The sequence below is a fragment of the Chryseobacterium oleae genome (genome assembly GCF_900115055.1).
GTDB lineage: Bacteria > Bacteroidota > Bacteroidia > Flavobacteriales > Weeksellaceae > Chryseobacterium > Chryseobacterium oleae.
Map to the genome: position 1 here is coordinate 238,912 of NZ_FOVD01000003.1, position 23,243 is coordinate 262,154.

At 37.5% G+C, this 23,243-nt stretch carries 21 protein-coding genes; 13 read left to right on the forward strand and 8 right to left on the reverse strand.

All coding sequences use genetic code 11. The annotated features are described in order from the left end of the window. The first annotated feature begins 6 nt into the window (after positions 1-6). From BM143_RS11725 to BM143_RS11755, 7 genes are all read left to right on the forward strand, one after another. Positions 7-978 (forward strand): iron ABC transporter permease, encoded by a 972-nt coding sequence (locus tag BM143_RS11725; protein ID WP_090024655.1) that lies wholly within the window; start codon positions 7-9, stop codon positions 976-978. A 170-nt stretch (positions 979-1,148) separates the two neighbouring features. After that, positions 1,149-2,072 carry an ABC transporter ATP-binding protein gene (locus BM143_RS11730; RefSeq protein WP_090024656.1) on the forward strand — a complete coding sequence of 308 codons (924 nt, stop codon included), beginning with the start codon at positions 1,149-1,151 and terminating at the stop codon, positions 2,070-2,072. A 165-nt stretch (positions 2,073-2,237) separates the two neighbouring features. Then, complete coding sequence (locus tag BM143_RS11735) at positions 2,238-2,690, forward strand: MarR family winged helix-turn-helix transcriptional regulator (RefSeq protein ID WP_034727924.1); 453 nt, start codon at positions 2,238-2,240, stop codon at positions 2,688-2,690. Positions 2,691-2,746: 56 nt separating this feature from the next. After that, positions 2,747-5,140 carry a 3-hydroxyacyl-CoA dehydrogenase/enoyl-CoA hydratase family protein gene (locus BM143_RS11740; RefSeq protein WP_034727921.1) on the forward strand — a complete coding sequence of 798 codons (2,394 nt, stop codon included), beginning with the start codon at positions 2,747-2,749 and terminating at the stop codon, positions 5,138-5,140. A gap of 29 nt (positions 5,141-5,169) precedes the next feature. Continuing rightward, the gene (locus BM143_RS11745; RefSeq protein WP_090024657.1) at positions 5,170-5,532 is read left to right on the forward strand and encodes a four helix bundle protein; all 363 of its coding nucleotides are present in this window, start codon (positions 5,170-5,172) and stop codon (positions 5,530-5,532) included. A gap of 38 nt (positions 5,533-5,570) precedes the next feature. Next, entirely contained in the window at positions 5,571-6,749 is a 1,179-nt protein-coding gene (locus BM143_RS11750; RefSeq protein WP_090024658.1) for a thiolase family protein, read from the forward strand. A 138-nt stretch (positions 6,750-6,887) separates the two neighbouring features. Beyond that, positions 6,888-8,654, forward strand: coding sequence for an acyl-CoA dehydrogenase family protein (locus BM143_RS11755; protein WP_090024659.1), 1,767 nt, complete (start codon positions 6,888-6,890; stop codon positions 8,652-8,654). Between the two features lie 82 nt (positions 8,655-8,736). Here BM143_RS11755 and BM143_RS11760 read toward each other — a convergent pair whose 3' ends face one another. Continuing rightward, positions 8,737-9,141 (reverse strand): DUF805 domain-containing protein, encoded by a 405-nt coding sequence (locus BM143_RS11760; protein WP_034727786.1) that lies wholly within the window; start codon positions 9,139-9,141, stop codon positions 8,737-8,739. A 297-nt stretch (positions 9,142-9,438) separates the two neighbouring features. Here BM143_RS11760 and BM143_RS11765 point away from each other — a divergent pair, with 297 nt between their 5' ends. The 3 genes from BM143_RS11765 (at position 9,439) to BM143_RS11775 (ending at position 10,654) form a co-directional block, all read left to right on the forward strand. Continuing rightward, entirely contained in the window at positions 9,439-9,756 is a 318-nt protein-coding gene (locus BM143_RS11765; protein WP_139222027.1) for a hypothetical protein, read from the forward strand. 36 nt (positions 9,757-9,792) lie between these two features. Then, complete coding sequence (locus BM143_RS11770) at positions 9,793-10,128, forward strand: YegP family protein (protein WP_090024661.1); 336 nt, start codon at positions 9,793-9,795, stop codon at positions 10,126-10,128. A gap of 79 nt (positions 10,129-10,207) precedes the next feature. Next, positions 10,208-10,654 carry a phosphohydrolase gene (locus BM143_RS11775; protein ID WP_081873957.1) on the forward strand — a complete coding sequence of 149 codons (447 nt, stop codon included), beginning with the start codon at positions 10,208-10,210 and terminating at the stop codon, positions 10,652-10,654. Here the strand turns inward: BM143_RS11775 and BM143_RS11780 are convergent. Next, positions 10,651-11,367: a DUF2490 domain-containing protein gene (locus BM143_RS11780; protein ID WP_047453556.1), complete on the reverse strand. Its 717-nt coding sequence runs from the start codon at positions 11,365-11,367 to the stop codon at positions 10,651-10,653. The genes BM143_RS11775 and BM143_RS11780 overlap by 4 nt on opposite strands. Positions 11,368-11,438: 71 nt before the next feature. Continuing rightward, positions 11,439-13,250: a TonB-dependent receptor plug domain-containing protein gene (locus BM143_RS11785; protein ID WP_090024662.1), complete on the reverse strand. Its 1,812-nt coding sequence runs from the start codon at positions 13,248-13,250 to the stop codon at positions 11,439-11,441. A 511-nt stretch (positions 13,251-13,761) separates the two neighbouring features. On the opposite strand from BM143_RS11785, the gene uvrA reads away from it, so the two are divergent. Continuing rightward, positions 13,762-16,554 (forward strand): excinuclease ABC subunit UvrA, encoded by a 2,793-nt coding sequence (gene uvrA / locus BM143_RS11790; RefSeq protein WP_090024663.1) that lies wholly within the window; start codon positions 13,762-13,764, stop codon positions 16,552-16,554. Positions 16,555-16,605: 51 nt separating this feature from the next. Here uvrA and BM143_RS11795 read toward each other — a convergent pair whose 3' ends face one another. Then, a complete protein-coding gene (locus tag BM143_RS11795; protein WP_090025007.1) occupies positions 16,606-17,247 on the reverse strand; it encodes an NAD(P)-dependent oxidoreductase in 642 nt (213 codons plus the stop codon). Positions 17,248-17,846: 599 nt separating this feature from the next. Here BM143_RS11795 and BM143_RS11800 point away from each other — a divergent pair. Next, on the forward strand, positions 17,847-18,707 hold the full coding sequence (locus BM143_RS11800) for a hypothetical protein (protein ID WP_090024664.1): 861 nt from the start codon (positions 17,847-17,849) through the stop codon (positions 18,705-18,707). Positions 18,708-18,711: 4 nt separating this feature from the next. Continuing rightward, a complete protein-coding gene (locus BM143_RS11805) occupies positions 18,712-19,599 on the forward strand; it encodes a hypothetical protein (protein ID WP_139222028.1) in 888 nt (295 codons plus the stop codon). 871 nt (positions 19,600-20,470) lie between these two features. On the opposite strand, the gene BM143_RS11810 is transcribed toward BM143_RS11805, so the two are convergent. The 4 genes from BM143_RS11810 to BM143_RS11825 all read right to left on the reverse strand — a co-directional run bounded on the left by BM143_RS11810 (position 20,471) and on the right by BM143_RS11825 (position 23,130). After that, positions 20,471-21,202, reverse strand: coding sequence for a hypothetical protein (locus tag BM143_RS11810; RefSeq protein WP_090024666.1), 732 nt, complete (start codon positions 21,200-21,202; stop codon positions 20,471-20,473). A 5-nt stretch (positions 21,203-21,207) separates the two neighbouring features. After that, positions 21,208-22,191 carry a hypothetical protein gene (locus BM143_RS11815; RefSeq protein ID WP_090024667.1) on the reverse strand — a complete coding sequence of 328 codons (984 nt, stop codon included), beginning with the start codon at positions 22,189-22,191 and terminating at the stop codon, positions 21,208-21,210. A 127-nt stretch (positions 22,192-22,318) separates the two neighbouring features. Beyond that, positions 22,319-22,747, reverse strand: a complete 429-nt coding sequence (locus tag BM143_RS11820) for a hypothetical protein (RefSeq protein WP_139222029.1) — start codon at positions 22,745-22,747, stop codon at positions 22,319-22,321. 59 nt (positions 22,748-22,806) lie between these two features. Continuing rightward, positions 22,807-23,130 (reverse strand): magnetosome magnetite crystal formation protein family, encoded by a 324-nt coding sequence (locus tag BM143_RS11825; protein WP_090024669.1) that lies wholly within the window; start codon positions 23,128-23,130, stop codon positions 22,807-22,809. Between the last annotated feature and the right edge of the window lie 113 nt (positions 23,131-23,243).

A 23,243-nucleotide genomic window follows, 5' to 3' on the forward strand; every position in this document is an offset into this window, starting at 1 on the left:
TGAATAATGTCAAAAAAATTCAAGATCCTGTGTTTACTGCTGACGGCCGCTATTATATTTACTGCGGTCATCAATCTGAACACAGGATTTTTAAGTTTAAACCTGCAGGATTTTCTTCAGGATTCTGATCAGAGCCAGATTGCTGAGATCCGTATCAACCGTGTGCTGGTTATGCTTTTAGCCGGGATTTCAATTCCGACTTCCGGTTTCCTGATGCAGGAATACTTTCAAAATCCGCTGGCCGGTCCGGATATTTTGGGAATCACATCGGTAGCCAGTCTATCCGTAGCCTTTTATATTTTCTTTTCTCACGATTTCCTGATCCCTGAATTTTTGCAGAACAGCTTTCTCAGCTTTTCAGCCATCGCAGGAAGTCTTGTACTGATGCTGGTTCTCCTTTCCATGTCGAATAAATTTCAGGATAAATCTTATCTTATTATATTCGGATTTCTCGTTTCTGCGTTTGCGGGAGCGGTAGTTTCTCTGTTACAGTTCTATGCAGAAAATCAGAGTCTGAAAAACTATATTCTGTGGTCTTTCGGGGCTAATAATATGGTGACCCGAAACCAGATCTATGTATTATCTATTCTGGTTTTCATCGGAATGTTTTTCTGCTTTAAAACTATAAAACCATTAATTGGGAATTCATTGGGAACATCTTACGCACAGAGTTTGGGAGTTAATCTCAATCAGCTGAAGATTTTGATCATTGCGGCATCTTCCCTACTTTCGGCTTCTATTACGGCATTTTTGGGGCCTATTCTATTTATTGGGATCATTGTTCCGCATTTTTGCAGACTGATCTATAATCCATCTAAACTGTGGCAACAATGGATTCTGAATATGTTTCTCGGAATGTTGGTGATGATGCTTTTCTCGGTAGTAGCTGAAAAAACACAGATACCTTTGAATGTGATAAGCTCTGTATTTGGAATACCGGTGATCTTGCTGATGCTTTTGAAGCAGAATAAGGTGTGAAAATGAATGAGTGAACGGTGAATTGTGAATTTTTTAAGCCGGAAATAGGATCTGTGTTATCTGGAAAATCTGCGTGAGATTATTTTTTTGCTCGCTGATTTCGCAGATCAGGCAGATTTTGAGAAAGTTATAAATTATATATTTGATGTAATAAATAGATCTAAATTAATATGCACCTGGAAATCAGACAAGCTAATATAGGCTACGACAAAACCTTAATTTCAAATGCTCAGGCAGATCTGAAACTGGGTGATGTGTGCCTCCTGATTGGAAATAATGGGGTTGGGAAAACTACGCTGATCAAATCTATTTTGCATCAAATTTCCCTCTTAAGCGGAGAAATTTTAATCAACCAGAAAAATATAAAAGATCTTTCCGTTAAAGAAATTGCAGAAAATATTGCGGTCGTTTTCTCTAAATCAAATGTTCCGCAGCATTATACTGTTGAAGACCTGATTTCACTGGGGAAATATATTTATTATCCTTTCTATTTTGAACTTAAGAAAGAAGACAGAGAAGAAGTCTCCGACATCATTGATGAGCTGGATCTCAGACAATATAAATACACTCTTCTTAAAAACTTATCGGATGGGAATTTGCAGAAAGCATTTATAGGACGTGCCATTACCCAAAATTCGCCGGTTATTATCCTGGATGAGCCTACGACGCATCTGGACGAAAAAAACAAGCTTATCATTTTAAAAACACTCCGCAGGCTGGCTAAAGAACAAAACAAAATTATTTTATTTTCTTCCCACGACTGGCGACTGGCCAAAGAGTTTGCAGACAAAATCTGGTATGTGAAGGATAATCAGCTTTTTTCCGGACTCGTAGAAGATGTATTGCTTCAGCATGATGAACTGACCAATGTATCCTTATTTCAGGTGAATGATAATTTCGTTCCGCCTTCCATTCAGGCTCCGCAGGTTCATAAAGAAATGCTCTATTCCCTGCTGCAGAAAAATTTCGAAAAAGACCTTTCTGCCCTGCATTTTGAGTATAAAGACGGTTTTTGGGATATTCTTACCAACACCTCCAAACAACAATGTGAATCTTTCGAAGAAATAATAGATTCCGTTAAAAACATTCACTAATACTACGTTTCTGTTAAATATTTCACATACTATGCATGCATAGTATTATGCTAATCATACAATTTAACTCGTTTACTATCAGATTATTAACAAAATTTAACGTTAATAAATACTATGCATGCATAATATTTACTAAATTTGGGTAACACCATTCGTACATAAATGATGGATAATAATAAAGAAAAAATAGAAAACGTAGATTTAGTTTTAAAACAGACCTGGCTGGCTGTTTCTAAAATGTACACAGAACTTGCTCAAGAGCATGATTCTACCGCTGTACAGGCCCTCACTCTTCTTAAAATTGATCCCAAGGAAGGCACCCGAAGTACCAACTTAGGTCCTAAAATGGCGATCGAGCCCACCTCTCTGACAAGAATCATCAAGCTTCTTGAAGATAACGGATACATCTATAAGGAAAAAACCACTGCCGATAAAAGGGAAGTGATCATTAAACTTACAGATAAAGGTCTGAATTCAAGGAATATGTCAAAAGAAGTGGTCGTCAATTTTAACAAAAAGGTGATGGAGAAGATCGCTCCCGAGAAAATTGAAACGTTCAAGGAAGTCATGTCCGAAATCATGAAAATTGCAAACGAATTATTAAATAACAGAAAATAAATTGTAGGAAATCCATATGGTAACCTATGGTTTTAGCAAATAATAAAAATTTACATATGAAAAGAAGAATCAAACATGTAACGGTTCTTGGTTCAGGAATTATGGGTAGCGGTATTGCGGCACATTTCGCCAACATTGGCGTGGAAGTGTCCCTTTTGGATATCGTTCCTTTTGAACTGACAGAAGCTGAGCAGAAAAAAGGTTTGACCAAAGATGACAAAGTGGTAAGAAACAGAATTGCTTCTGAAAACTTTGAAAAACTGAAAAAAGCAAGTCCTGCCCTTCTCTATTCTCCGAAATTTGCAGATAGAATTAAGGTAGGAAACTTCGATGATGATCTTCAGAAGATCAAAAACACAGACTGGATCATTGAAGTAGTCGTTGAAAGACTTGATATCAAAAAATCTGTTTATGAAAAAATTGAACAGTTCAGAAAGCCGGGAACATTAATTTCTTCTAATACATCAGGAATTCCTATTCATTTTCTAATTGAAGGAAGAAGCGATGATTTCAAACAATACTTTGCGGGAACACATTTCTTCAACCCGGTAAGATACCTTCCTCTTCTGGAGATCATCCCTACCCCGGAAACCCTTCCGGAAGTGGTTGACTTCTACATGAACTATGGAGCGAAATTCTTAGGAAAAACTACCGTTTTAGCCAAAGATACTCCGGCGTTTATCGCGAACAGAATCGGGGTATTCTCCATGATGGATCTTCTTCACAACGTACAGAAATTAGGACTGACTGTTTCTGAAGTTGATAAATTAACCGGTCCTGTCATCGGACGTCCAAAATCAGCAACATTCAGAACGGCTGATGTGGTAGGTCTTGATACCTTGGTTATGGTAGCCAACGGCGTTCGTCAGAGCGGTGCTGAAGCCAACAACTTTAATGACGTTTTTGCCCTTCCAGGCTATATCCAGAAAATGATGGATAATAAGTGGCTAGGTTCTAAGACTGAGCAAGGTTTCTACAAAAAAGTGAAAAATGCAGAAGGAAAATCTGAAATCCACGGATTGAACCTTGATACATTAGAATATGAACTACAGGGGAAATCTTCTTTCCCAACTTTGGAATTAACGAAAAATATAGATAAGCCAATTGACAGATTCAAAGTTTTAATTGGTGGAAAAGATAAAGCCGGCGAATTATACAGAAAATCTCTGGGAGCCCTATTCGCTTACGTTTCTCATAAAGTTCCTGAAATCTCAGACGAAGTTTACAAAATAGACGACGCTATGAGAGCAGGTTTCGGATGGGAAAACGGACCGTTTGAAATTTGGGATGCTGTAGGCGTTCAAAAAGGTATTGAATTAGCTAAAGATGCAGGTTACGAAGTTTCGGACTGGGTAAAAAATGTAGAAGCTTTCTATAAAGTAAATGATGAAGGTCAAAGTATCTTCGTTGACAAAAATTCAGGGGAATACAACAAAATCCCTGGTCAGGATGCCTTTATTATCTTAGACAATATCAGAAAGAACAAAACACTTTGGAGCAATTCAGGGGCAGCTATTGAATATCTTGGTGACGGTATCATCAACTTTGAGATCCGCTCAAAAATGAATTCTCTCGGAGGCGAAGTTCTTGACGGATTAAACAGAGCTATCGATTTAGCAGAAAAAGAATACGACGGATTGGTTGTTGGAAACCAGGGAACCAATTTCTCTGTAGGCGCCAACCTTGCCATGATCCTGATGATGGCTATCGAACAGGACTGGGACGATCTGAATATGGCGATTGCCTATTTCCAGAAATCCATGATGAGAGTACGTTACTCTTCTATTCCTGTAGTCGTTGCTCCTCACGGAATGACGCTTGGTGGTGGTTGCGAAATGACCATGCACGCAGACAGAGTGGTTGCCGCAGCAGAAACTTACATCGGATTGGTAGAAACCGGAGTTGGGGTCATTCCTGGTGGTGGTGGTACCAAAGAACTTACGTTAAGAACTTCCAGAGAATTCCACAGCGATGACGTTAAAAACAACAGACTTCGTGAAGCATTCATGAACATCGCCATGGGTAAAGTAGCAACTTCCGCTTATGAAGCCTACGATATGGGAATTCTTGAAAAAGGAAAAGACATTGTATCCGTAAGCAAAAACAGACAGATCGCTGAAGCTAAAAAAGTAGCAAAATTATTGGCCGAACAGGGTTATACTCAACCTATCGAGCAAAGAGTAAAAGTTTTAGGAAAAGACGCCTTAGGAATGTTCTACGTAGGAACAGACCAGATGCTTACCGGAAACTTCATCTCTGCACACGACAAGAAAATTGCTGACAAACTAGCCAACGTAATGGTCGGTGGAAATCTTTCTGAACCAACGGTAGTTACCGAACAATACTTATTGAACCTTGAAAGAGAAACCTTCCTTCAACTTTGTGGTGAGAGAAAAACTTTGGAGAGAATTCAGTATATGTTGCAGAATGGGAAACCGCTAAGGAATTAGAAGTTAGATTTTAGATATTAGAAGTTAGAATGAAAGCGCATAGATTACAGGATCTACTTATTTGGAAAAAATCAATGATGTTAGTAAAGGATGTTTATCTGATAACAGAAAAACTCCCTACTGATGAAAAGTTTGGGCTTATTTCACAAATAAAGAGATGTGCGGTTTCTATTCCTTCTAATATTGCAGAAGGTGCAGGACGAAATAATGTAAAAGAATTTTATCAGTTTTTAGGAATTGCCTCAGGTTCTTGTTATGAACTTGAAACACAATTAATTCTTTTGGTTGAACTAAATTTTGAAAAGGAAACAGAGATTGCACCTTTACTAAATAATCTAAATGAAATTCAGAAGATGATCTACAAGTTTAAAACTAATTTAATAAACGGTTAGAATCTAATTTCTAACCTCTAATTTCTAACTTCTAAACAATGAAACAAGCATATATAGTAAAGGGTTTCAGAACTGCCGTAGGAAAAGCTCCAAAAGGAAGTTTAAGATTCACAAGACCCGACGTGATGGCCGCTACAGTTATTGAAAAATTAATGGCTGAGCTACCACAATTAGATAAAAACAGAATTGACGACCTTATCGTAGGAAACGCAATGCCGGAAGCTGAACAGGGACTGAATGTAGCCCGTCTGATTTCTTTAATGGGATTGAATACCGATAAAGTTCCGGGAGTTACTGTAAACAGATATTGCGCATCAGGAAGTGAGGCTATTGCTATTGCTTCTGCAAAAATCCAGGCGGGAATGGCAGACTGTATCATCGCAGGAGGTACAGAATCTATGTCTTATATCCCGATGGGTGGTTACAAGCCGGTTCCAGAAACAGATATTGCAAAAACAAACCCTGATTATTACTGGGGAATGGGTTACACTGCTGAAGAAGTAGCCAAACAGTACAATATTACAAGAGAAGAACAGGATCAGTTTGCCTTTGAATCGCATATGAAAGCTTTAAAAGCTAATGCTGAAGGAAAATTTGCCAATCAGATCGTTTCTATTCCTGTAGAATATAATTTCCTGGACGACAACCAGAAAATGCAGTCTAAAAAGTTTGACTTTTCTGTAGATGAAGGGCCTAGAAAAGATACTTCTCTGGAAGGTCTTGCTAAACTGAGACCTGTATTCGCCAACGGCGGAAGTGTAACAGCCGGAAATTCATCTCAGATGAGCGACGGAGCTGCTTTCGTAATGGTGATGAGTGAAGAAATGGTAAAAGAATTAGGTCTTGAGCCGGAAGCAAGATTGGTAGCTTATGCAGCTGCAGGTCTTGAGCCTAGAATTATGGGTATGGGACCGATTTACGCGATTCCAAAAGCGTTAAAACAAGCCGGTCTTGAATTAAAAGATATTGAATTAATTGAATTGAATGAAGCCTTTGCATCACAGTCTGTGGCGATCAAAAAGGAATTAGGATTAAACCCTGATATCCTTAACGTCAACGGAGGTGCTATCGCTCTTGGCCACCCGCTTGGATGTACCGGAACTAAATTAACCGTTCAGCTTCTTGACGAAATGAGAAGACGTGGAAACAAGTACGGAATGGTTTCTATGTGTGTAGGTACGGGACAGGGAGCAGCAAGTATCTTCGAGCTTCTTTAATTGTATAATGTCGGCTGTACAATGTATAAAGTATTAAAGACGTACAGCTGATATTGCAAAGAAAAAGTACAGTATATGTTATACTTTTTACTTTGTACGATATACTTTTTACAAAAAAATAAATAAACAAAAAAACATATGGCTACATTAAAAGGAGGTGAATTCCTGATCAAGGAAATTCCTGCAAATGATATTTTCACTCTTGAAGAACTGAGTGAAGAACAAAAAATGCTTCGTGATTCTGCGAAAGAATTTATCGACAGAGAAGTAATTCCTCAAAAAGAAAGATTTGAGAAAAAAGATTATGCTTTAACTGAAGAAAAGATGCGTCAGTTGGGCGAAATGGGACTTTTGGGAGTGGCTGTTCCTGAGGAATACGGCGGTCTTGGAATGGGCTTCGTGAATACCATGCTGGCATGTGATTACTGTTCAGGAGCGAATGGTTCATTGGCTACGGCTTATGGAGCACACACGGGAATCGGAACCCTTCCTATCCTATTGTACGGTACAGAAGAGCAAAAGAAAAAATACCTTCCGGATCTGGCTACAGGAACAAAATTCGGAGCATACTGTCTTACTGAGCCTGATGCAGGTTCTGATGCCAACTCAGGAAAAACAAGAGCTAAGCTCTCTGAAGATGGAAAACATTATGTGATCAACGGACAAAAAATGTGGATCTCCAATGCAGGTTTTGCAGAAATCTTCATTGTATTTGCTAAAATTGACGATGATAAAAACATCACTGGTTTCATCGTAGAAAAAGAAGGAACTGAAGGCCTTACTTTCGGTGAAGAAGAGCATAAACTGGGAATCCGTTCGTCTTCTACAAGACAGGTTTTCTTTAATGATATGAAAGTTCCTGCTGAGAACCTTTTAGGCGAAAGAAACAATGGTTTCAAAATCGCTTTGAATGCTTTGAATGTAGGAAGAATTAAATTGGCTGCTGCCAACCTTGACGGACAGAGAAGAATCTTAAACCACTCTCTTCAATATTCTAACGAAAGAAAGCAGTTTGGCGTTTCTATTTCAACTTTCGGAGCGATCAGAAAGAAGCTGGCAGAAATGGCAACAGGAATTTTCGTTGCTGAGGCTGGTTCTTACAGAGCTGCAAAAGACGTTGAAGATAAAATCAATGAATTGGTTGCCGGTGGAATGAATCATCAGCAGGCTGAACTGAAAGGAGTTGAAGAATTTGCGGTAGAAGCTTCTATTCTGAAGGTTTTCGTATCAGATTTGACACAACATACCGCTGACGAAGGAATCCAGGTATACGGAGGAATGGGATTCTCTGAAGATATGCCAATGGAAGCTGCATGGAGAGATTCAAGAATCGCAAGAATCTATGAAGGAACTAATGAGATCAACAGATTATTAGCAGTAGGAATGTTAATTAAGAGAGCGATGAAAGGAGAATTAGATTTGCTTTCTCCGGCAATGGCGATCAGCAAAGAATTAATGGGAATTCCATCATTTGATGTTCCTGATTATGCAGCATTCATGAGTGAAGAAAAGGCGATTATCGCTAATCTTAAGAAAGTATTCCTTATGGTTTCCGGAGCTGCCCTTCAAAAATTCATGATGGATATCGAAAAGCAACAACACTTACTGTTAAATGCATCTGAGATCCTTAACCAGCTTTACATGGCAGAATCTGCTGTACTAAGAGCTGAGAAACATTTCTCTCCTGATTCTGTAGAAGCAGCAATGGCACAGCTTAACCTTTACAAAGCCGTTGAAAAGGTCATCGCAGCCGCTAAAGAAGGAATTATCTCTTTCGCTGAAGGTGATGAGCAGAGAATGATGCTTTCAGGTCTGAGAAGATTTACAAAATATACCAACCATCCTAATGTAGTGGCTTTAACTGAAAAAGTTGCAGCCCAGTATATTGCTAAAGGTAATTACTAAACATTATTTTGAATATAATAGTAAACGCTCCAAGATTTTGGAGCGTTTATTATATTAATATGGGTTGTAATTCTTTTGGAAATTACATCTGTTTTTGTCCGATTTCATTGATTTCATTGAAATTCTCTTTAGGATTTACACCATATTGATTGGTTCCCGGAGTTCCTTCCGTAAATAAAAGGATCAATAACCAGATAGCTCCAACAATTGGGATCAAAGAGATAAAAAACCACCATCCGCTTTTATCTACATCATGTAATCTTCTAACCAAAACAGCTAATCCCGGAATAAAAGTTGCCAATGCGTAAACCATATAAATAAATCCGTAAGGCATATCCTGATAAAATTTCAATCCCAAAAGATTATCTAATAGCGTCGCTATAATTACGAAGATTGTATTAAATAATAAGTACATCCAGTACTCCGTTCTTCTCGCTCTTCCTGTAAAATCAGCATACTGTTTCAATGCTTTTAAGTACCATTTCATAGTTTTTGTTTTTTTTAATAGGGGCCAAAAATAAAGATTTTTTTCAGATTTGCAACTACTTTTTATTTTTATTAGGTCTAACTAAAAACCTCGTTCCATAAAAGCAATCCCTAAAACACATCAGCGATTAAAAAACAGGAAATGAAATAATTCTATATTTTGTTTATGGAGAACCTGCGCGAAGTCTTCGACTTCGCGCAGGTTTTTTTTGCTATTCTTCAATTTTTTTACTACTTTTAGTCATTAAATTTGATCAGAGATCATTACTTTTCTCAATATGATAAAAAACGCAAGGAAATGAAGTTAATATTGTCATGCTCATTATTACTGTTTTGCACAATGACTTTCGCCCAGCAGAAAGAAAACAGAAAACAAATCTTTCCAAAGACAGATACTGCGAAGGTCCTCAATATGAAAGGGCTTAAAGAAATACAGACCAGGATCAATACCGATTATAAACAGCAGTATAAAACGCTCGTTGCCACACCAAAAGACACATCACTGTATATGGCGTTAAAAGAAGCCAAACGGGATCACTCAAAATACAGGATACTCAACAGTGTAGCCCCTGAAAAATCAATACCAGACACAAAAAAGGCACAGCCTACCAAATAATTAAAAAAACTAATCAAACCACAAAAACCAATTACTATGGGAAAATTTATTATCTCGAAGAGAACCGATGGTGACTTCAAATTCAATCTTAAAGCCGGAAACGGACAAGTGATCTTAACCAGTCAGGGATACAGCTCAAAATCATCCTGTGAAAACGGAATAGAGTCTGTGCGCACCAATTCTCAGGACGATTCCAAATTCGAAAGAAATACGGCAAAAGACGACCGCTGTTATTTTAATTTAAAAGCAGGAAACGGACAGATCATAGGCACCAGCCAGATGTACGAATCTGAAAACGGAATGGATAACGGGATAGAATCCGTAAAAAACAACGCTCCAGGTGCTTCTGTAGAGGATGAAACCATTATTTAATATTCCCTAAAATAATCTCAATAAAAATGTCTTATTTTTTAAGGCATTTTTTATTTTTGTATTCTATTTTCTATTTGAAATGACAAAAGAAGAAATGCTCAACAGAGCCATAAAGATAGCTGATAAAGCACACAAAGGACAAACCGACAAATACCATGCACCCTACATTGCTCACGTGATGCGTGTCATGGAATACGGAAAAACACTCGACGAAAAGATTGTTGGCGTCCTTCATGACGTGGTAGAAGACCATCCGGAAGAGTTCAGCCTGGAATATTTAAGAACCGAAGGCTTTCCCGAATACATTATTTTTGCCATCAGCTGTCTTACCAAATTTGATCCTGAAGAAGATTACGATGAATTCGTTAAAAGAACGGAAAGATCACCTTTGGCTGTCGCTGTAAAACTAAACGATCTCCGTGACAACATGGACCTTAGAAGAGTCAACAGAGAGCTCACTCCCAAGGATATCAAAAGATTCAATAAATACCTTAAGGCGTATCATTATCTGATAGAGAAATATTAATCCGCTCCCGGGAAATCATACGTTTTTGTAGGATGATCTGTACCATCGATATTGATGTTTAGGGCCAGATAAATAAAGTGAAGGTTTTTATTGCCTTTTGCTTCAAATTCACGCTGCCAAAGATATCCTGTCAGGATTCCGAAATAGTCATCGATCTGATAACCGAAACCACCATATACTCTATTTCTGGCGAAAGTAGGTTTCATCGGGCTTACCAAAAAGATTTCGTCATAGGCATTCGCGAAGATAGTTCCTTTTTTGACGGTCTTTGCATTCAGGGGAACGCTGATATTCAGACGGTATCTGTAACGCATTCTTTGGGAAGCTTTGTCAATTGCGGGCTCATAAAAAAAGCTTTTTTCGATACGAAAACGGTTTTCAAACTTCACGATTCCTTTTTTGAAATCAATCACGTCCTGTAACCAAACCCTGAATTCCTCTCTGCTCAGACTGTGTTCTTTGTAATTCACATATCTTCCTAAACCTACAAAAGGTTTGTGATTTTTGGTCAGGTTGTAGCCTACTCCCCCTTTGATCTCGTAATAATCCGGATAGGTGTAATCTTCGTTACCTCTGAGCTGTCCTTCTGCGTAGAGAAAAAATTTCGGATGAAACTTATAGGTTAGAGTCACTGCATTGAAGCTGGAAACGTGGTCCTGTGCTTTTAAAAAGGTCATACTCAAAAGTAAACTCAGACTTAAAAAAAGTTTCATAAAAAATTTTTGCAAAAATAAATTATTTAACAATTTGTTAATGTTAACTTTCATTCATTTCGAATTAACATTTACTTAATATTGATCGTATATGAGAAGCCTAAATGGAACCATCTCTGTGGCATTTCAACTCCAAAAGCTTCTGTATATTTTGTGTTCGTCAGATTATTAATCAGCACATATACCGAGAAATCTTTTTTAGCAAAACTTAACTTCTCGTCAAGGAGATTATAAGTCCCCAGATTCATTCTTTCATTGTATCTGTAAACCAATTCATTGGTAAAATAGTTCAGGAATTTCGTCTCCAGTTTCGCCACCACCTGATGTTTCAGGTTGTCCAGAATATATCTTGAAACAAATTCATTGGATTCTTTCATTTTACTGTCCAGATAGGTGTATCCTGCGGTGTATTTTAGCCAGCTGAAAGCTCTGTGGCTTAATTCAATTTCAACTCCTTTTGTATCAATTTTCCCAACATTCTGTGCGTACCAAATCGGATCCGTCAGGCTTTTTTTAACCCAGTCGATAGAATTATTGGAATTTCTCATAAACCCGCTCACTTTTGCGAGGATTTTACTGTTCTGATATTGATATCCTACTTCAGATGAAACGGCATTTTCAGGAAGAAGGTTCTGATTTCCCTGTTCGGTTTTGCTTACATAATAAAGGTCTGTAAACGTCGGAACACGGTGAACTTTTGCAATATTTCCGTAGATTTTATTGTTCGGGTTGAAATTATATCCAATATCTAACCCCGGATAGAAAAAATTCCCTTCTTTGGAATAATTCGCCCATGAAATTCCCGGACTGATGTTCAGTTTTTTATCCAGTAATGAAAAATGATGCTCAAAGAAAACCTGTGAAACAAAACGGTTTCGCTCTCCTAAATTATTACTCGCCAGAAATTCCTTTCTCAGCTCAACACCTACACCTGTAGTTCCCAAACCCCATTGATAGCTGGAATTCACTTCTCCACCTACATTATTCCCGATATGCATATTTCTGTAGCCATTTGGCTTATTTCTATCATAGAGATACATATCCTGACCTCTTCTCCAATAGGCATTGGAGCTTATCTTCAAATGACCAAAAGTTTGCTGATGCGCTAAACTTACGATGGAAGCCTGTGTTTCCTCATACTGTTCGGTAGCGCTTTTAGATGCATAAAAACCATTGGCCCCGAATTTCTTTTCAGAAAAACCGGCCTGCAACTTCAGATCACCATTTTTAATGTTCAGTTTGCTTTGATAGAAAACATTTCGGATCTCGTAATCCGTATTGTACATATATCCCTGTGAAGAAGAAGTATTAGCCTGAAGAGAGTTGGAGAATTTTTCATTTCCCAACTGCGCATTGAATCCAAATCCGTAGGTTTCGTAATCTCCGCCGTCAGCACTGATCTTCACCCTTTTTCCGGGAGTTGTTTTAGTAATAATATTGATAACACCTGCATAGGCATTCTGACCGAATCTTCTGGCTGCCGGACCTTTGATGATCTCAATTCTTTCCACATCATCCATATCCACCGGGACATTCATTGAATTGTGACCCGTTTGGGAATCGTTCATTCTGATGCCGTTCAGCAACAGCAATACCTGCTCAAAAGAACTTCCTCTGAAACCTATATCACTTTGTACGCCATTCGCTCCTCTCCTTCTGATATCCATTCCCGGAACCTGCTGAAGAACTTCATCGATACTTTTCGCCGGAGAATTGGCAATATCTTCTTTGGTAATGACCGTTATATTCTGATTGGCACTTTTATAGGGTGTGGAGATAAATTTCCCCTGAAATTCAATATTTTCAATGTCTGTTGTCTTTTCCTGCGCCTGTGCACAAAACAGGGATCCCAATAAAAATATACTCCCAATCTTTTTGATCATAATAATTGCCGTTTTCGTTCTTAATCAGTTTCTTTAAATAATGGCCTCAAAAGTAAGGGAGTTCCTGAAGACAGGCAAATGATAGTTATCATAAAAAAGATGCAGTATGGTTATACTGCATCTTTTAGGGAAGTAACTGTTTTATCTTTTTCTCATTAAATGTGTAACAAGATCTCTGAATAATTTTCTCATTTCTATATTACAAATTTATGAATACAATTTTAAATAATTTTAAAACACAAAACAATAGCATATGGTAAAAATATAACGAAAATCATAAACCGATGAAAAATATCATGAAAATATGCCATATATATAACCTTATGACTGATAATCATTTATTCATAAATCAACCTTTTATTCCTCAACGGGTACCTCTTCTTTTCCTGTAGAAGTCAGGATAATATATTTGTATCCGGGAAATATTTAACCATCTTATTTCCACTAAAATTTCGTAATTTTGTGGGTCTTATTTTTTTAAGATGCAAACAATCTTTTTCAAAGATAAAACATGGCTAAAACAATAGAAATAGATATAAAAAAACAGATCTTCGTTAAGAATGCACACCTTAACAATCTGAAGCATATAGACGTTCTGATCCCGAAAAATAAACTGATCGTGATTACAGGAGTTTCCGGAAGCGGAAAATCATCTCTGGCGTTCGATACAATTTATGCAGAGGGACAGAGAAGATATGTGGAGAGTTTAAGTTCCTATGCGCGTCAGTTTTTGGGTAAACTTGAAAAACCAAAAGTGGATGATATTAAAGGGCTTGCCCCTTCCATTGCCATTCAGCAGAAAGTGATTTCTTCCAATCCACGTTCTACGGTAGGAACTTCTACAGAGATCTATGATTATATGAAACTTCTTTTTGCAAGGATCGGGAAAACCTATTCTCCTGTTTCCGGTGAAGAAGTGAAAAAAGACTCCGTTTCTGATGTGATTGATTTTATCAAAGCTTCCAAAAAAGAGACTTCATTTCTATTGACGGCTCCTTTGGAATATGATGCGGATAATTTTAAAGAAGCATTAAACGTTTTAAAGCTGGCAGGTTTCACAAGACTTGAAATCAATGGTAATCTAGCCGGTATTGAAGATTTGGAAAGTTTCGGTTTTACACCGGAGAAAGGAATGATCATTAATCTGGTGATCGACCGTTTTTCTTATGAAGAAGACGAGAACTTCCTTCAGAGATTGGCAGACTCTATTCAGATGGCGTTTTATGAAGGTCATGGTTATTGTGCACTGAAGAATGCAGATACCGGAAAAGTAAAAGAATTTTCCAATAAATTTGAGCTGGACGGCATGGAGTTCCTTGAACCGAATGTCCATTTTTTCAGCTTTAATAATCCTTACGGAGCATGTCCTGCATGTGAAGGCTACGGAAAGGTAATCGGAATTGATGAAGATCTTGTGATTCCCAATAAAACCTTATCCATTTATGAAGATGCTGTAGTATCCTGGAGAGGTGAAACCATGAGCGAATGGAAAAAGGCATTCATCAAAAAAGCAGAAGACTTCCCTATCCATAAGCCTTATCATCAATTAACCAAAGAACAGAAAAACTTCCTTTGGAAAGGAGACGGAAAAAGCAGTTTCCCATCCATCAATAATTTCTTCAAAATGCTTGAAGAAAATCTGTACAAAATTCAGTACCGTGTCATGCTTTCCCGATACAGAGGAAAAACACTCTGCCCTACCTGCGAAGGTCTGAGGCTGCGTGAAGAAACGAGCTGGGTCAAAGTAGACGGACATAATATCCAGTCGATGATTGAGCTTCCGCTGGATGAATTACATCCTTTAATCAACGGACTGAAGCTTTCTGAGCACGATCAGGATGTGGCCAAAAGACTGTTGTACGAGATCAAAACCCGTATTGAATTTTTATTAAAAGTAGGTTTAGGCTATTTAACCATCAACAGAACATCCAACACACTCTCCGGTGGGGAAAGTCAGAGAATTAACCTTGCTACAAGTCTGGGAAGTTCCCTGGTGGGATCTATTTATATCCTGGATGAGCCTTCTATCGGTCTTCACTCAAGAGATACAGAAAATCTGATAGGAGTTTTAAAAAACCTTCGTGATCTTGGAAATACCGTAATTGTTGTAGAACACGATGAAGATGTGATGAAAGCCGCCGATTATATTATCGATATCGGTCCGGAGGCTGGTTATCTTGGGGGTGAACTGGTTTTTGCGGGAGATTATACCGATCTTAAAAACGCAGATACCCTTACCTCAAAATACCTGACCGGAAGAATGGAAATTGAAGTTCCGAAAAAGCGAAGAAAAGCCAAGGAATGGATCCATATCAAAGGAGCAAGACAGAACAATCTTAAAAATATAGACGTAGATGTACCTCTGGAAAGCCTTACGGTGATCTCAGGAGTTTCCGGAAGCGGAAAATCTACGCTGATGAAGGAAATTTTAACCAATGACATCCAGATCCAGCTTGGAATGGGTGGCAAAAAGGGAGATTACGATTCCGTAGAATTTCCAAAAAAACTGATTAAAAATATTGAGCTGATCGACCAGAACCCGATCGGAAAATCATCAAGATCTAACCCGGTGACTTATCTGAAAGCCTATGACGACATCAGAGATCTTTTTGCCAAGCAGAAAGTATCAAAAATGATGGGTTATAAGCCTAAGCATTTCTCTTTCAACGTAGACGGCGGAAGATGTGATGAATGTAAAGGTGAAGGAGTGATCAACGTTTCCATGCAGTTCATGGCAGATATTGAATTGGAATGTGAGGTATGTAAAGGGACCCGTTTCAAAAGCGAAATTCTGGAAGTGAAATTCGATGAGAAAAGCATTTCCGATATTCTTCACATGACGGTAGATGAGTCTCTGGAATTCTTTAAAGACAATAACGAAGAAAAGATTGTGACCAAACTGAGACCGCTTCAGGAAGTAGGATTAGGATATCTTCAGCTGGGACAAAGCTCTTCTACCCTTTCCGGAGGTGAGGCGCAGCGTGTGAAACTGGCTTCTTTCCTTGTTAAAGGAGTAACCACAGATAAAACTCTATTTATCTTTGATGAACCTTCTACAGGACTGCATTTTCATGATATCCAGAAGCTGTTAAAATCATTGCAGGCTTTGATTGATCTTGGGCATTCTGTGATCGTTATTGAGCATCAGCCGGATATTATCAAATCCGCGGATTATATAATTGATATCGGGCCTGAGGCTGGAAAATATGGTGGTGAAGTTGTTTTTGCAGGCACACCGGAAGATCTGGCGAATGATAAAAAATCGCATACCGCGAAATACATTAAGGAAAAACTTGAAAACTAAATACAAATAGAGAGCCGGATGGCTCTCTATTCTTTTATAGGAACGTGACTTTTATTCCTTTACATTATACAGAAATGGGCTCTGCTTACTGTAAGTTTCATCCTCAATCTGGGAAACCAGAAACTCAGAAAGGTCTGCTGCGCTGATCTGTTCGCCTTTGCAATCTGTCAGATTCGTTTCTGTTCTGAAATGTTCTGAAGTCGGAATGATTAAGGGAAGTCTGACCAGAGTCCAGTCCAGATCGCTGTTGACAAGGATTTCGTATTCATCCTGCTTGTCTTTTGTGGTTTTGGGATAATTCTGGTACATCCAGTCTGTAGCCGCTTTTACCTTTTCATTCTTATGATCGAAAGGAGTGTCCACATTCAGCCCGGTGATCGCAATATATCTTTTGATCCCATGCGCATTCATCGACTGTATAATATTGTTTGTGGCATCGGTGAATATTGATTTCTCTCCGACAGGCTGTCCTATCTTACTGATCACAGCACTGCACCCTTTAATAAGGTTATCGATAGCATTAAAATCTCTCGCATCTCCCTTTACAATTTCAATTAAAGGATTTTGAAGGGTGAAATTTTCCGGAGTCCGGAGAAGTAATTTCATTGGATACCCTTTTTTAAGAAGTTCCTGAACAAGATAGTTTCCGGTTTTTCCGGTTCCGCCTAGTACGGCAATGGTATTTGTTTTCATAATGATCTCTTTTGATAGCCATAAAATAAAGCCATAGTGAATGATGAATAAATCCATACACTTATGGTCAGTTTTTCTTTAGCGTTAAATAAAATAATAGTAAAGTCGGGTCCAGATAATTCGGACCTTAAGGTTTCAGACGTTTAAAAATGCGCCTGAATGGGAATGATATTTATAAAGAGATGTTAATATTCCAAATGTAGTACTTAATTTTTAATTAACAAAAAATTCAACTTTTTAAGCAAAAATATAATTAAAGAACAATCACCTATTTAACGAATTCAATTTCTAGTAACAGTATAGTTAATGAATATTTTACTATCATTTCTTGAAAAGAATTATAATTAAAAATACTCTTTCTGATGAGAATTCACTCAGACTGCATTTTTCTTAAAAAAATTGCTAAAAATTTAATTTAAACCAAATTTATCACTGTAAATAATTATTCATTTTAAAATAACTTCAATAAACAGTATATGTACCAGATATAACCTAAATAATTGAAATTTAATTCAATACATTCAAAAATAGCTGACAAAAAAGGATAAATGAAACCAATACATTTGTGTTATAACTCTTTTTTAAACAGTATATTAAGGATGAAAACATTAATTATTTCAGCAGTATTTCTGTGCTTTATCAGCACCAACGCACAAGTGGGTATTAACACTACCACTCCCGATCCAAGTGCCGTACTAGACATTAAACATTCCAATAAAGGCCTTCTTATTCCAAGGGTAAGCTTGAAAGACAATACGGATATCACGACCATTCCTTCTCCCGCCAACGGACTCATGGTGTATAACCTGACCAATTCTACGGGAACCAGCAATAAAGTGATGGCCGACAACTTCTACGTTTTTTCGTCTTCAACCAATTCATGGAATTTACTCGTAACAGACACTGTACTGAATACGGCCATTGAAGGTCTTGGAGTACCCCAACTGCAGGTCGTTGCCAATGTAGCAGCCAGTGGAAATGACACCTCTTATATAGGAAGCGATCTGGGAGCCAATATCAGAAAGCTCTTTTTCGAAAATGAAGTTTTTGACAGAAACAGCTCCTACGACCCGGCCATCTCTGAATTCAAAGCACCTAAAAACGGCTACTATCAGATTGATGCTTCTATTCTCCTGAAAAGCTACCAGGCACAGAATACAACCAATATTGTACGTTTGGGAGTAAGTAATCCCTATACGACATTTACTTATAATGGTAACGCAACATTTGCATTTCTGAACCAGCCACTAAATGCCGTCACTGATGATCAGCAGCCATTAACACTTAAAGTTTCAGGTGTTATTTATATGAATAAGGACCAGAAAATATGTTTCCTTACCCGATACATTACACCCGGAACCACTGCAGGTAATAATACCTATTCTATAGCTACCGAAGGTTTGGGCTACAACAGAACACAGGTCAATAATATCACCATCGTATACCTTCCCATAAATTAAAGCCATGAAAATATACAGTTTACTTATGATCTGTCTTGGAGTATTTCATTATTCCCAGGTAGGTATCAACACGATTCCCCGTCCTGATAACAGTGCAGCACTTCATGTACAATCGACCAACAAAGGTCTGTTGATTCCAAGAGTTTCATTATCGGGAGCTACAGATATTACGACTATCAACAAACCTGCAAACGGCTTACTGGTATTCAATTTAAAAGATGGAGACAACGGAACGCCTCTTACTACAGATGATGTACTGAAGAACAGGCTGTATTCTTTCAGCAACGGAAGATGGAATATTTTCGTGAATGCTGATGAAATGAATACCAAAATCAACAATATCCTTCTCAACAGACTGGTCGCCCTGGTTAATATGAAACCTTCAGGAAACGATCTCAGTTTTGTGAGTGGTGATCTGGGCAATAACATCCGTAGATTTATATTTGATAATAAAGTGACGGACAAATCCAATACATTCAATACGTCAACAGGAGAATTTACAGCTCCGTTTACAGGATATTATGTCATCAACATGAATATCCTTCTGAAACCGTGGGCGAATAATTTTGATCCGGGCAATAATATTAAAACACCCATCCGGCTGGGTCTTGCAAAGCCTTATACTGGAACATTTCCTTCCAGTGGTGTTACCGATGCTATTTTCCATAGTGTTTTCCAGAATCTGGATTCGGCAATGGGCAATAATTTCATCACGTATATGAACCTGAAAACCATTATCTTTCTGCAGTCAGGAGAGAAGACGGTTCCTCTGGTAAAATATATTAGTCCGGGAACATCCGGAAATCAATATAACCTGAATACGGAAGCGAATAATTACAACAGGGTTTTAACCAACACGATTTCTATTGTCTATCTGCCTACCACTTCATGATAGAATTTCCCTGTGTTTAAAGGGAAAAAGAATAAAAAACACCACAGTAGAAAGACAGGAATTTATACTTATCCACAAAAAAATGTGGATAACTTGTGAATTTTAACATTAAATTCATATTTCATATTAAAAATATGACTACATTTACTATGTAATACAACTGAAATGAAATCTTTTTTTGCTTTTTTCAGCTTTGAAATTGCAATTAAATTTGAAATAAAAATTTAAGCACAGCATTGTCGGCTGTGCTTTTTTAATTGTTGTCTAATTAAAAAAATGAGATGTTTTATCTACTGGATCCGCTTCTAAAGAGCGGGTCCTTTTTTTCATCCCTGTTAGAAGCCTTTTGGAGAGATTCTGAATCATGTAAAAAACTTGAGGACTAGGCAAAAAAGTAAATCAGTCTCAAAACTTACAGAGTAGAAAAGCTTTTTTTAAACATTAAGACATTAATATCTTAAAAAATGGGATGCTTAAAGAACTTAAAAAAATCAATTTATTGATTTCTTTATTATAAAAATAAGCTTGCTGCTTAAATCCTTAATGTTAAAATTAAGAAATAAACTAAAGTTTATTGAGGTTAAGGAAATGAAGATCAATTTTTAACAACTATTATAGGTTTGATTATATTTATTTAACTCCCCAAGTTTGGAAAGTGATCCGAGGTTCTTTACATGTTTCTTTGATTCAAAATTGATTGAATTTTCTCTTTGTATTGCTTAAACTATCTGATGTTATGAGACAACAAAACACAAATTGCACAAATATTTTTCACAAATGACACCAATAGGCATGACCTAATGGTGCTATTTATTCTTAAAATGATTGGATTGTTTTACTCTCGTAGATTAAGCCAATTAAGCAGACATTATTATTCCCTCTCAAACTTTTTTAAGGTTCCGTTCTGATTGAGTTCAATGGAATACCGTTCTCTACTGCCATTGATACTGGCCGGAAACCACCGAAGTTTGTTATTGGCAATGGATATATAAATCGTGGTGAGTGGTTTTGCCCCTTCTATCTGTGCAATTTTTTGACTGTAAAGATCTGCGGCTTTGGCAACGCTGGCAAAATCCATTTTATCCAAAGGAACCAAGCGGCTTTGGATATCGTCCCTGACAGATATCTGCTCGGGCCTCGGCTCAGACCACTTCCCGTCTTTGTATTCATAATTATCAATATAATCAGGATTCGTAGGGTGCTGAAGCATCGCAAGGATACTTCCATTATCATAAAAATGTATGATGTAATAGATCTTAATTTCTTTTCCGGCATACTGAGGAAGTTTTCTTAAGGCTTCCTCAGCGTTCTTCAGCTTGTTTTCATTGGTTAAAAAACCTGTGTTTTTACCTTCTGTATAGGTATCGATGTGTGTTTTGGTGTGTTTTTCCAGCATGGTATTCACCAGGTGCCGGGCTTCTTCTATTTGTTTTTCTACCTCCGGATTGTAAGGGCTGGAAACAGAAACCGGAATCTGTTCATTTTTTTTAAGCTGAGCTGTGGTGTCTGCTACAGGTTCAAAAGTTTCTCTTACACTTTTGGAAACCTGCTCACAGCCTGTTAAAAAAATACTTCCTACAATTATAATGATTAAGTTTTTCATGGCATTTAACTTACATTTTCCAGATCTTCGGCAAAGGCAATGCGGCTCGGATCTTCTTTCAAATAAAATATATCTACAGTTTGTTGTCTTACCTGATTCAGATCAAGAAGGTTTACAATCTTCTTAATTTCGGTTCTATGGGTCTGATTCTGTTCATCAACGTATTCCAATTTAAATAAAACCATTGGCTGCTCGTTGATATAAGTTCCGGTCTGATCAGCACTGATTAATCTGGCTGTCGTTCTGATTCCTTTAAATTTAATAAGCTCAGGTTCTCCGTTTTTACCATGGAAGATCCTGTTGATAAAGTAGGAGAAAATAAGTTTATAAAACAGCAATATCGCAGGACAGAGCAACAAAGGATGCCAATATATAATGAACCGCCACCCCATTCCATTGCTCTCGGTCTGATAAGAGTAGATATAATACCATGCAACCAGTGTAACAATGGTTAGCCAGCCCATAGTGATAAGAAAAACAATCAGAACGTTGATGCTGGCCTCGCTTCCCGCAAAAATAAAATAAGGCATTTTCTTTACCTCCTGATCAATAAGTATTTCTACTGTTTTTCCTTTCTCAAACCGATGTTGCTGAGGTTTTGAATCATTAACGACAGCTTTCTGCTTAATATCCGTATTGACCAGATTTTTGAAAGCAAGCACAAGTTCATAGGTATTATATTTACTGCCGGGCTTGGATACTTTCACCGCATCCAGGATTTCAGCCTTTCTTCGAACACCGTGTTTGGCCAGATGGATCACATTTCTTTTAGCAATAAAATTCAGCATGATCCACTTATAAAACCAACCCGATAAAACAATGCCCCATAAAAGTACAGAAAGTCCCAAAAGTCCTACTGCAAGCCACGGATTAGTTTCGTTGAGCAAGGGCGGTTCCGCATCTTTGATGTTATAGTACAAAATCATGGGAAATGGCACCGCAAAAAACAGCATATAAAGCATCCAGAATATTCCAAAGCCTCGACTCATATTTTTGTTTTTTTGTTAATCATAAGATACTCATTTTAAGTAAATTATTTTGAAATTATTTAATTTTTCTCAATTTCATTAACCCCAACTAAGCCCGCTTTATAAGCCTCCGAAAAGTATAACCGTATTATTTTTCACTTATATTCATGATATCGCTGACTTCATTAATAACATTCTGTACTTTTTTAGAACCGAACAGCCCAACAGCAATCGGGACTTTTTTCTCTTTACCCTTCTGATTGAATATGAAAAAAGCAGTACTGTCCATGGTAATAAAAAGGTATTTTCCGGTCAATACATAAAACTGTTCAAATTCTTCAAAACGATAGGTCACTTCATTATTCAGGATATTATTTTTGTGAATAATAATTTTCTCCTGCGGATCAATGGTGAGTTTTTTGGTTGCTTTTAACACATTGACCAATGCAAGAATTCCAAATAGCAAAGCACCCCAAAGTCCGATTTTCTTCTCCGCAGGAATGATACAATATAAACCAACAGCTACAATCAGGCACGCGACAAAACGTATCAATGCTACCGGCATATTATTTTTCAAATGAAATCTGCTTCCTTCTTGTTTAAAATATCTGTAATCCACGATAACAATAGGTTCACTTAGCCGATAAACGAAAATTTATTCTCAAACATTTTTCCGAATAGCGGAACAGGTCTTTCCGCTCCATTGGCTGCATTAATGATTCCCAAGATGCAGAAGATTAAAATCAGAAGTCCTACAATTCCTAGAAACGATAATACCGGAGCTATAGCTGCAAGAATTCTCATGATGATATTAAAAATGACACTTACAATCATCAACCCAAGTGATTGCTTCAAATGGTACTTCAATAAAGAATCTGCCTGGTCTTTTCCTGAAAAATAAGCAATCAGCCAACCTATGGGAGTAATATAGGAAATGACGGAGAGAGTTTTGTTGTTCATAATCTAAGTATTAAAATTGTGTGCATTATTGCAGTTACAAATATTCTGACAAAAGCCCGGCATTCCAAACTCTGCTATGCTACAAAGTATCTACGTTTCTTAAATAAGCGTCT

What these genes read in the sequence shown, in the direction of transcription:
- BM143_RS11740 (WP_034727921.1), top strand. Translation starts at nt 2,747, where the DNA reads ATGAAAAGAAGAATCAAACATGTAACGGTTCTTGGTTCAGGAATTATG.
- BM143_RS11745 (WP_090024657.1), top strand. Translation starts at nt 5,170, where the DNA reads ATGAAAGCGCATAGATTACAGGATCTACTTATTTGGAAAAAATCAATG.
- BM143_RS11825 (WP_090024669.1), bottom strand. Translation starts at nt 23,130, where the DNA reads ATGAACAACAAAACTCTCTCCGTCATTTCCTATATTACTCCCATAGGT.
- BM143_RS11780 (WP_047453556.1), bottom strand. Translation starts at nt 11,367, where the DNA reads ATGAAACTTTTTTTAAGTCTGAGTTTACTTTTGAGTATGACCTTTTTA.
- BM143_RS11810 (WP_090024666.1), bottom strand. Translation starts at nt 21,202, where the DNA reads ATGAAAAACTTAATCATTATAATTGTAGGAAGTATTTTTTTAACAGGC.
- BM143_RS11760 (WP_034727786.1), bottom strand. Translation starts at nt 9,141, where the DNA reads ATGAAATGGTACTTAAAAGCATTGAAACAGTATGCTGATTTTACAGGA.
- BM143_RS11795 (WP_090025007.1), bottom strand. Translation starts at nt 17,247, where the DNA reads ATGAAAACAAATACCATTGCCGTACTAGGCGGAACCGGAAAAACCGGA.
- BM143_RS11770 (WP_090024661.1), top strand. Translation starts at nt 9,793, where the DNA reads ATGGGAAAATTTATTATCTCGAAGAGAACCGATGGTGACTTCAAATTC.
- BM143_RS11775 (WP_081873957.1), top strand. Translation starts at nt 10,208, where the DNA reads ATGACAAAAGAAGAAATGCTCAACAGAGCCATAAAGATAGCTGATAAA.
- BM143_RS11785 (WP_090024662.1), bottom strand. Translation starts at nt 13,250, where the DNA reads ATGATCAAAAAGATTGGGAGTATATTTTTATTGGGATCCCTGTTTTGT.
- uvrA (WP_090024663.1), top strand. Translation starts at nt 13,762, where the DNA reads ATGGCTAAAACAATAGAAATAGATATAAAAAAACAGATCTTCGTTAAG.
- BM143_RS11725 (WP_090024655.1), top strand. Translation starts at nt 7, where the DNA reads ATGTCAAAAAAATTCAAGATCCTGTGTTTACTGCTGACGGCCGCTATT.
- BM143_RS11765 (WP_139222027.1), top strand. Translation starts at nt 9,439, where the DNA reads ATGAAGTTAATATTGTCATGCTCATTATTACTGTTTTGCACAATGACT.
- BM143_RS11730 (WP_090024656.1), top strand. Translation starts at nt 1,149, where the DNA reads ATGCACCTGGAAATCAGACAAGCTAATATAGGCTACGACAAAACCTTA.
- BM143_RS11815 (WP_090024667.1), bottom strand. Translation starts at nt 22,191, where the DNA reads ATGAGTCGAGGCTTTGGAATATTCTGGATGCTTTATATGCTGTTTTTT.
- BM143_RS11750 (WP_090024658.1), top strand. Translation starts at nt 5,571, where the DNA reads ATGAAACAAGCATATATAGTAAAGGGTTTCAGAACTGCCGTAGGAAAA.
- BM143_RS11735 (WP_034727924.1), top strand. Translation starts at nt 2,238, where the DNA reads ATGGATAATAATAAAGAAAAAATAGAAAACGTAGATTTAGTTTTAAAA.
- BM143_RS11755 (WP_090024659.1), top strand. Translation starts at nt 6,888, where the DNA reads ATGGCTACATTAAAAGGAGGTGAATTCCTGATCAAGGAAATTCCTGCA.
- BM143_RS11805 (WP_139222028.1), top strand. Translation starts at nt 18,712, where the DNA reads ATGAAAATATACAGTTTACTTATGATCTGTCTTGGAGTATTTCATTAT.
- BM143_RS11800 (WP_090024664.1), top strand. Translation starts at nt 17,847, where the DNA reads ATGAAAACATTAATTATTTCAGCAGTATTTCTGTGCTTTATCAGCACC.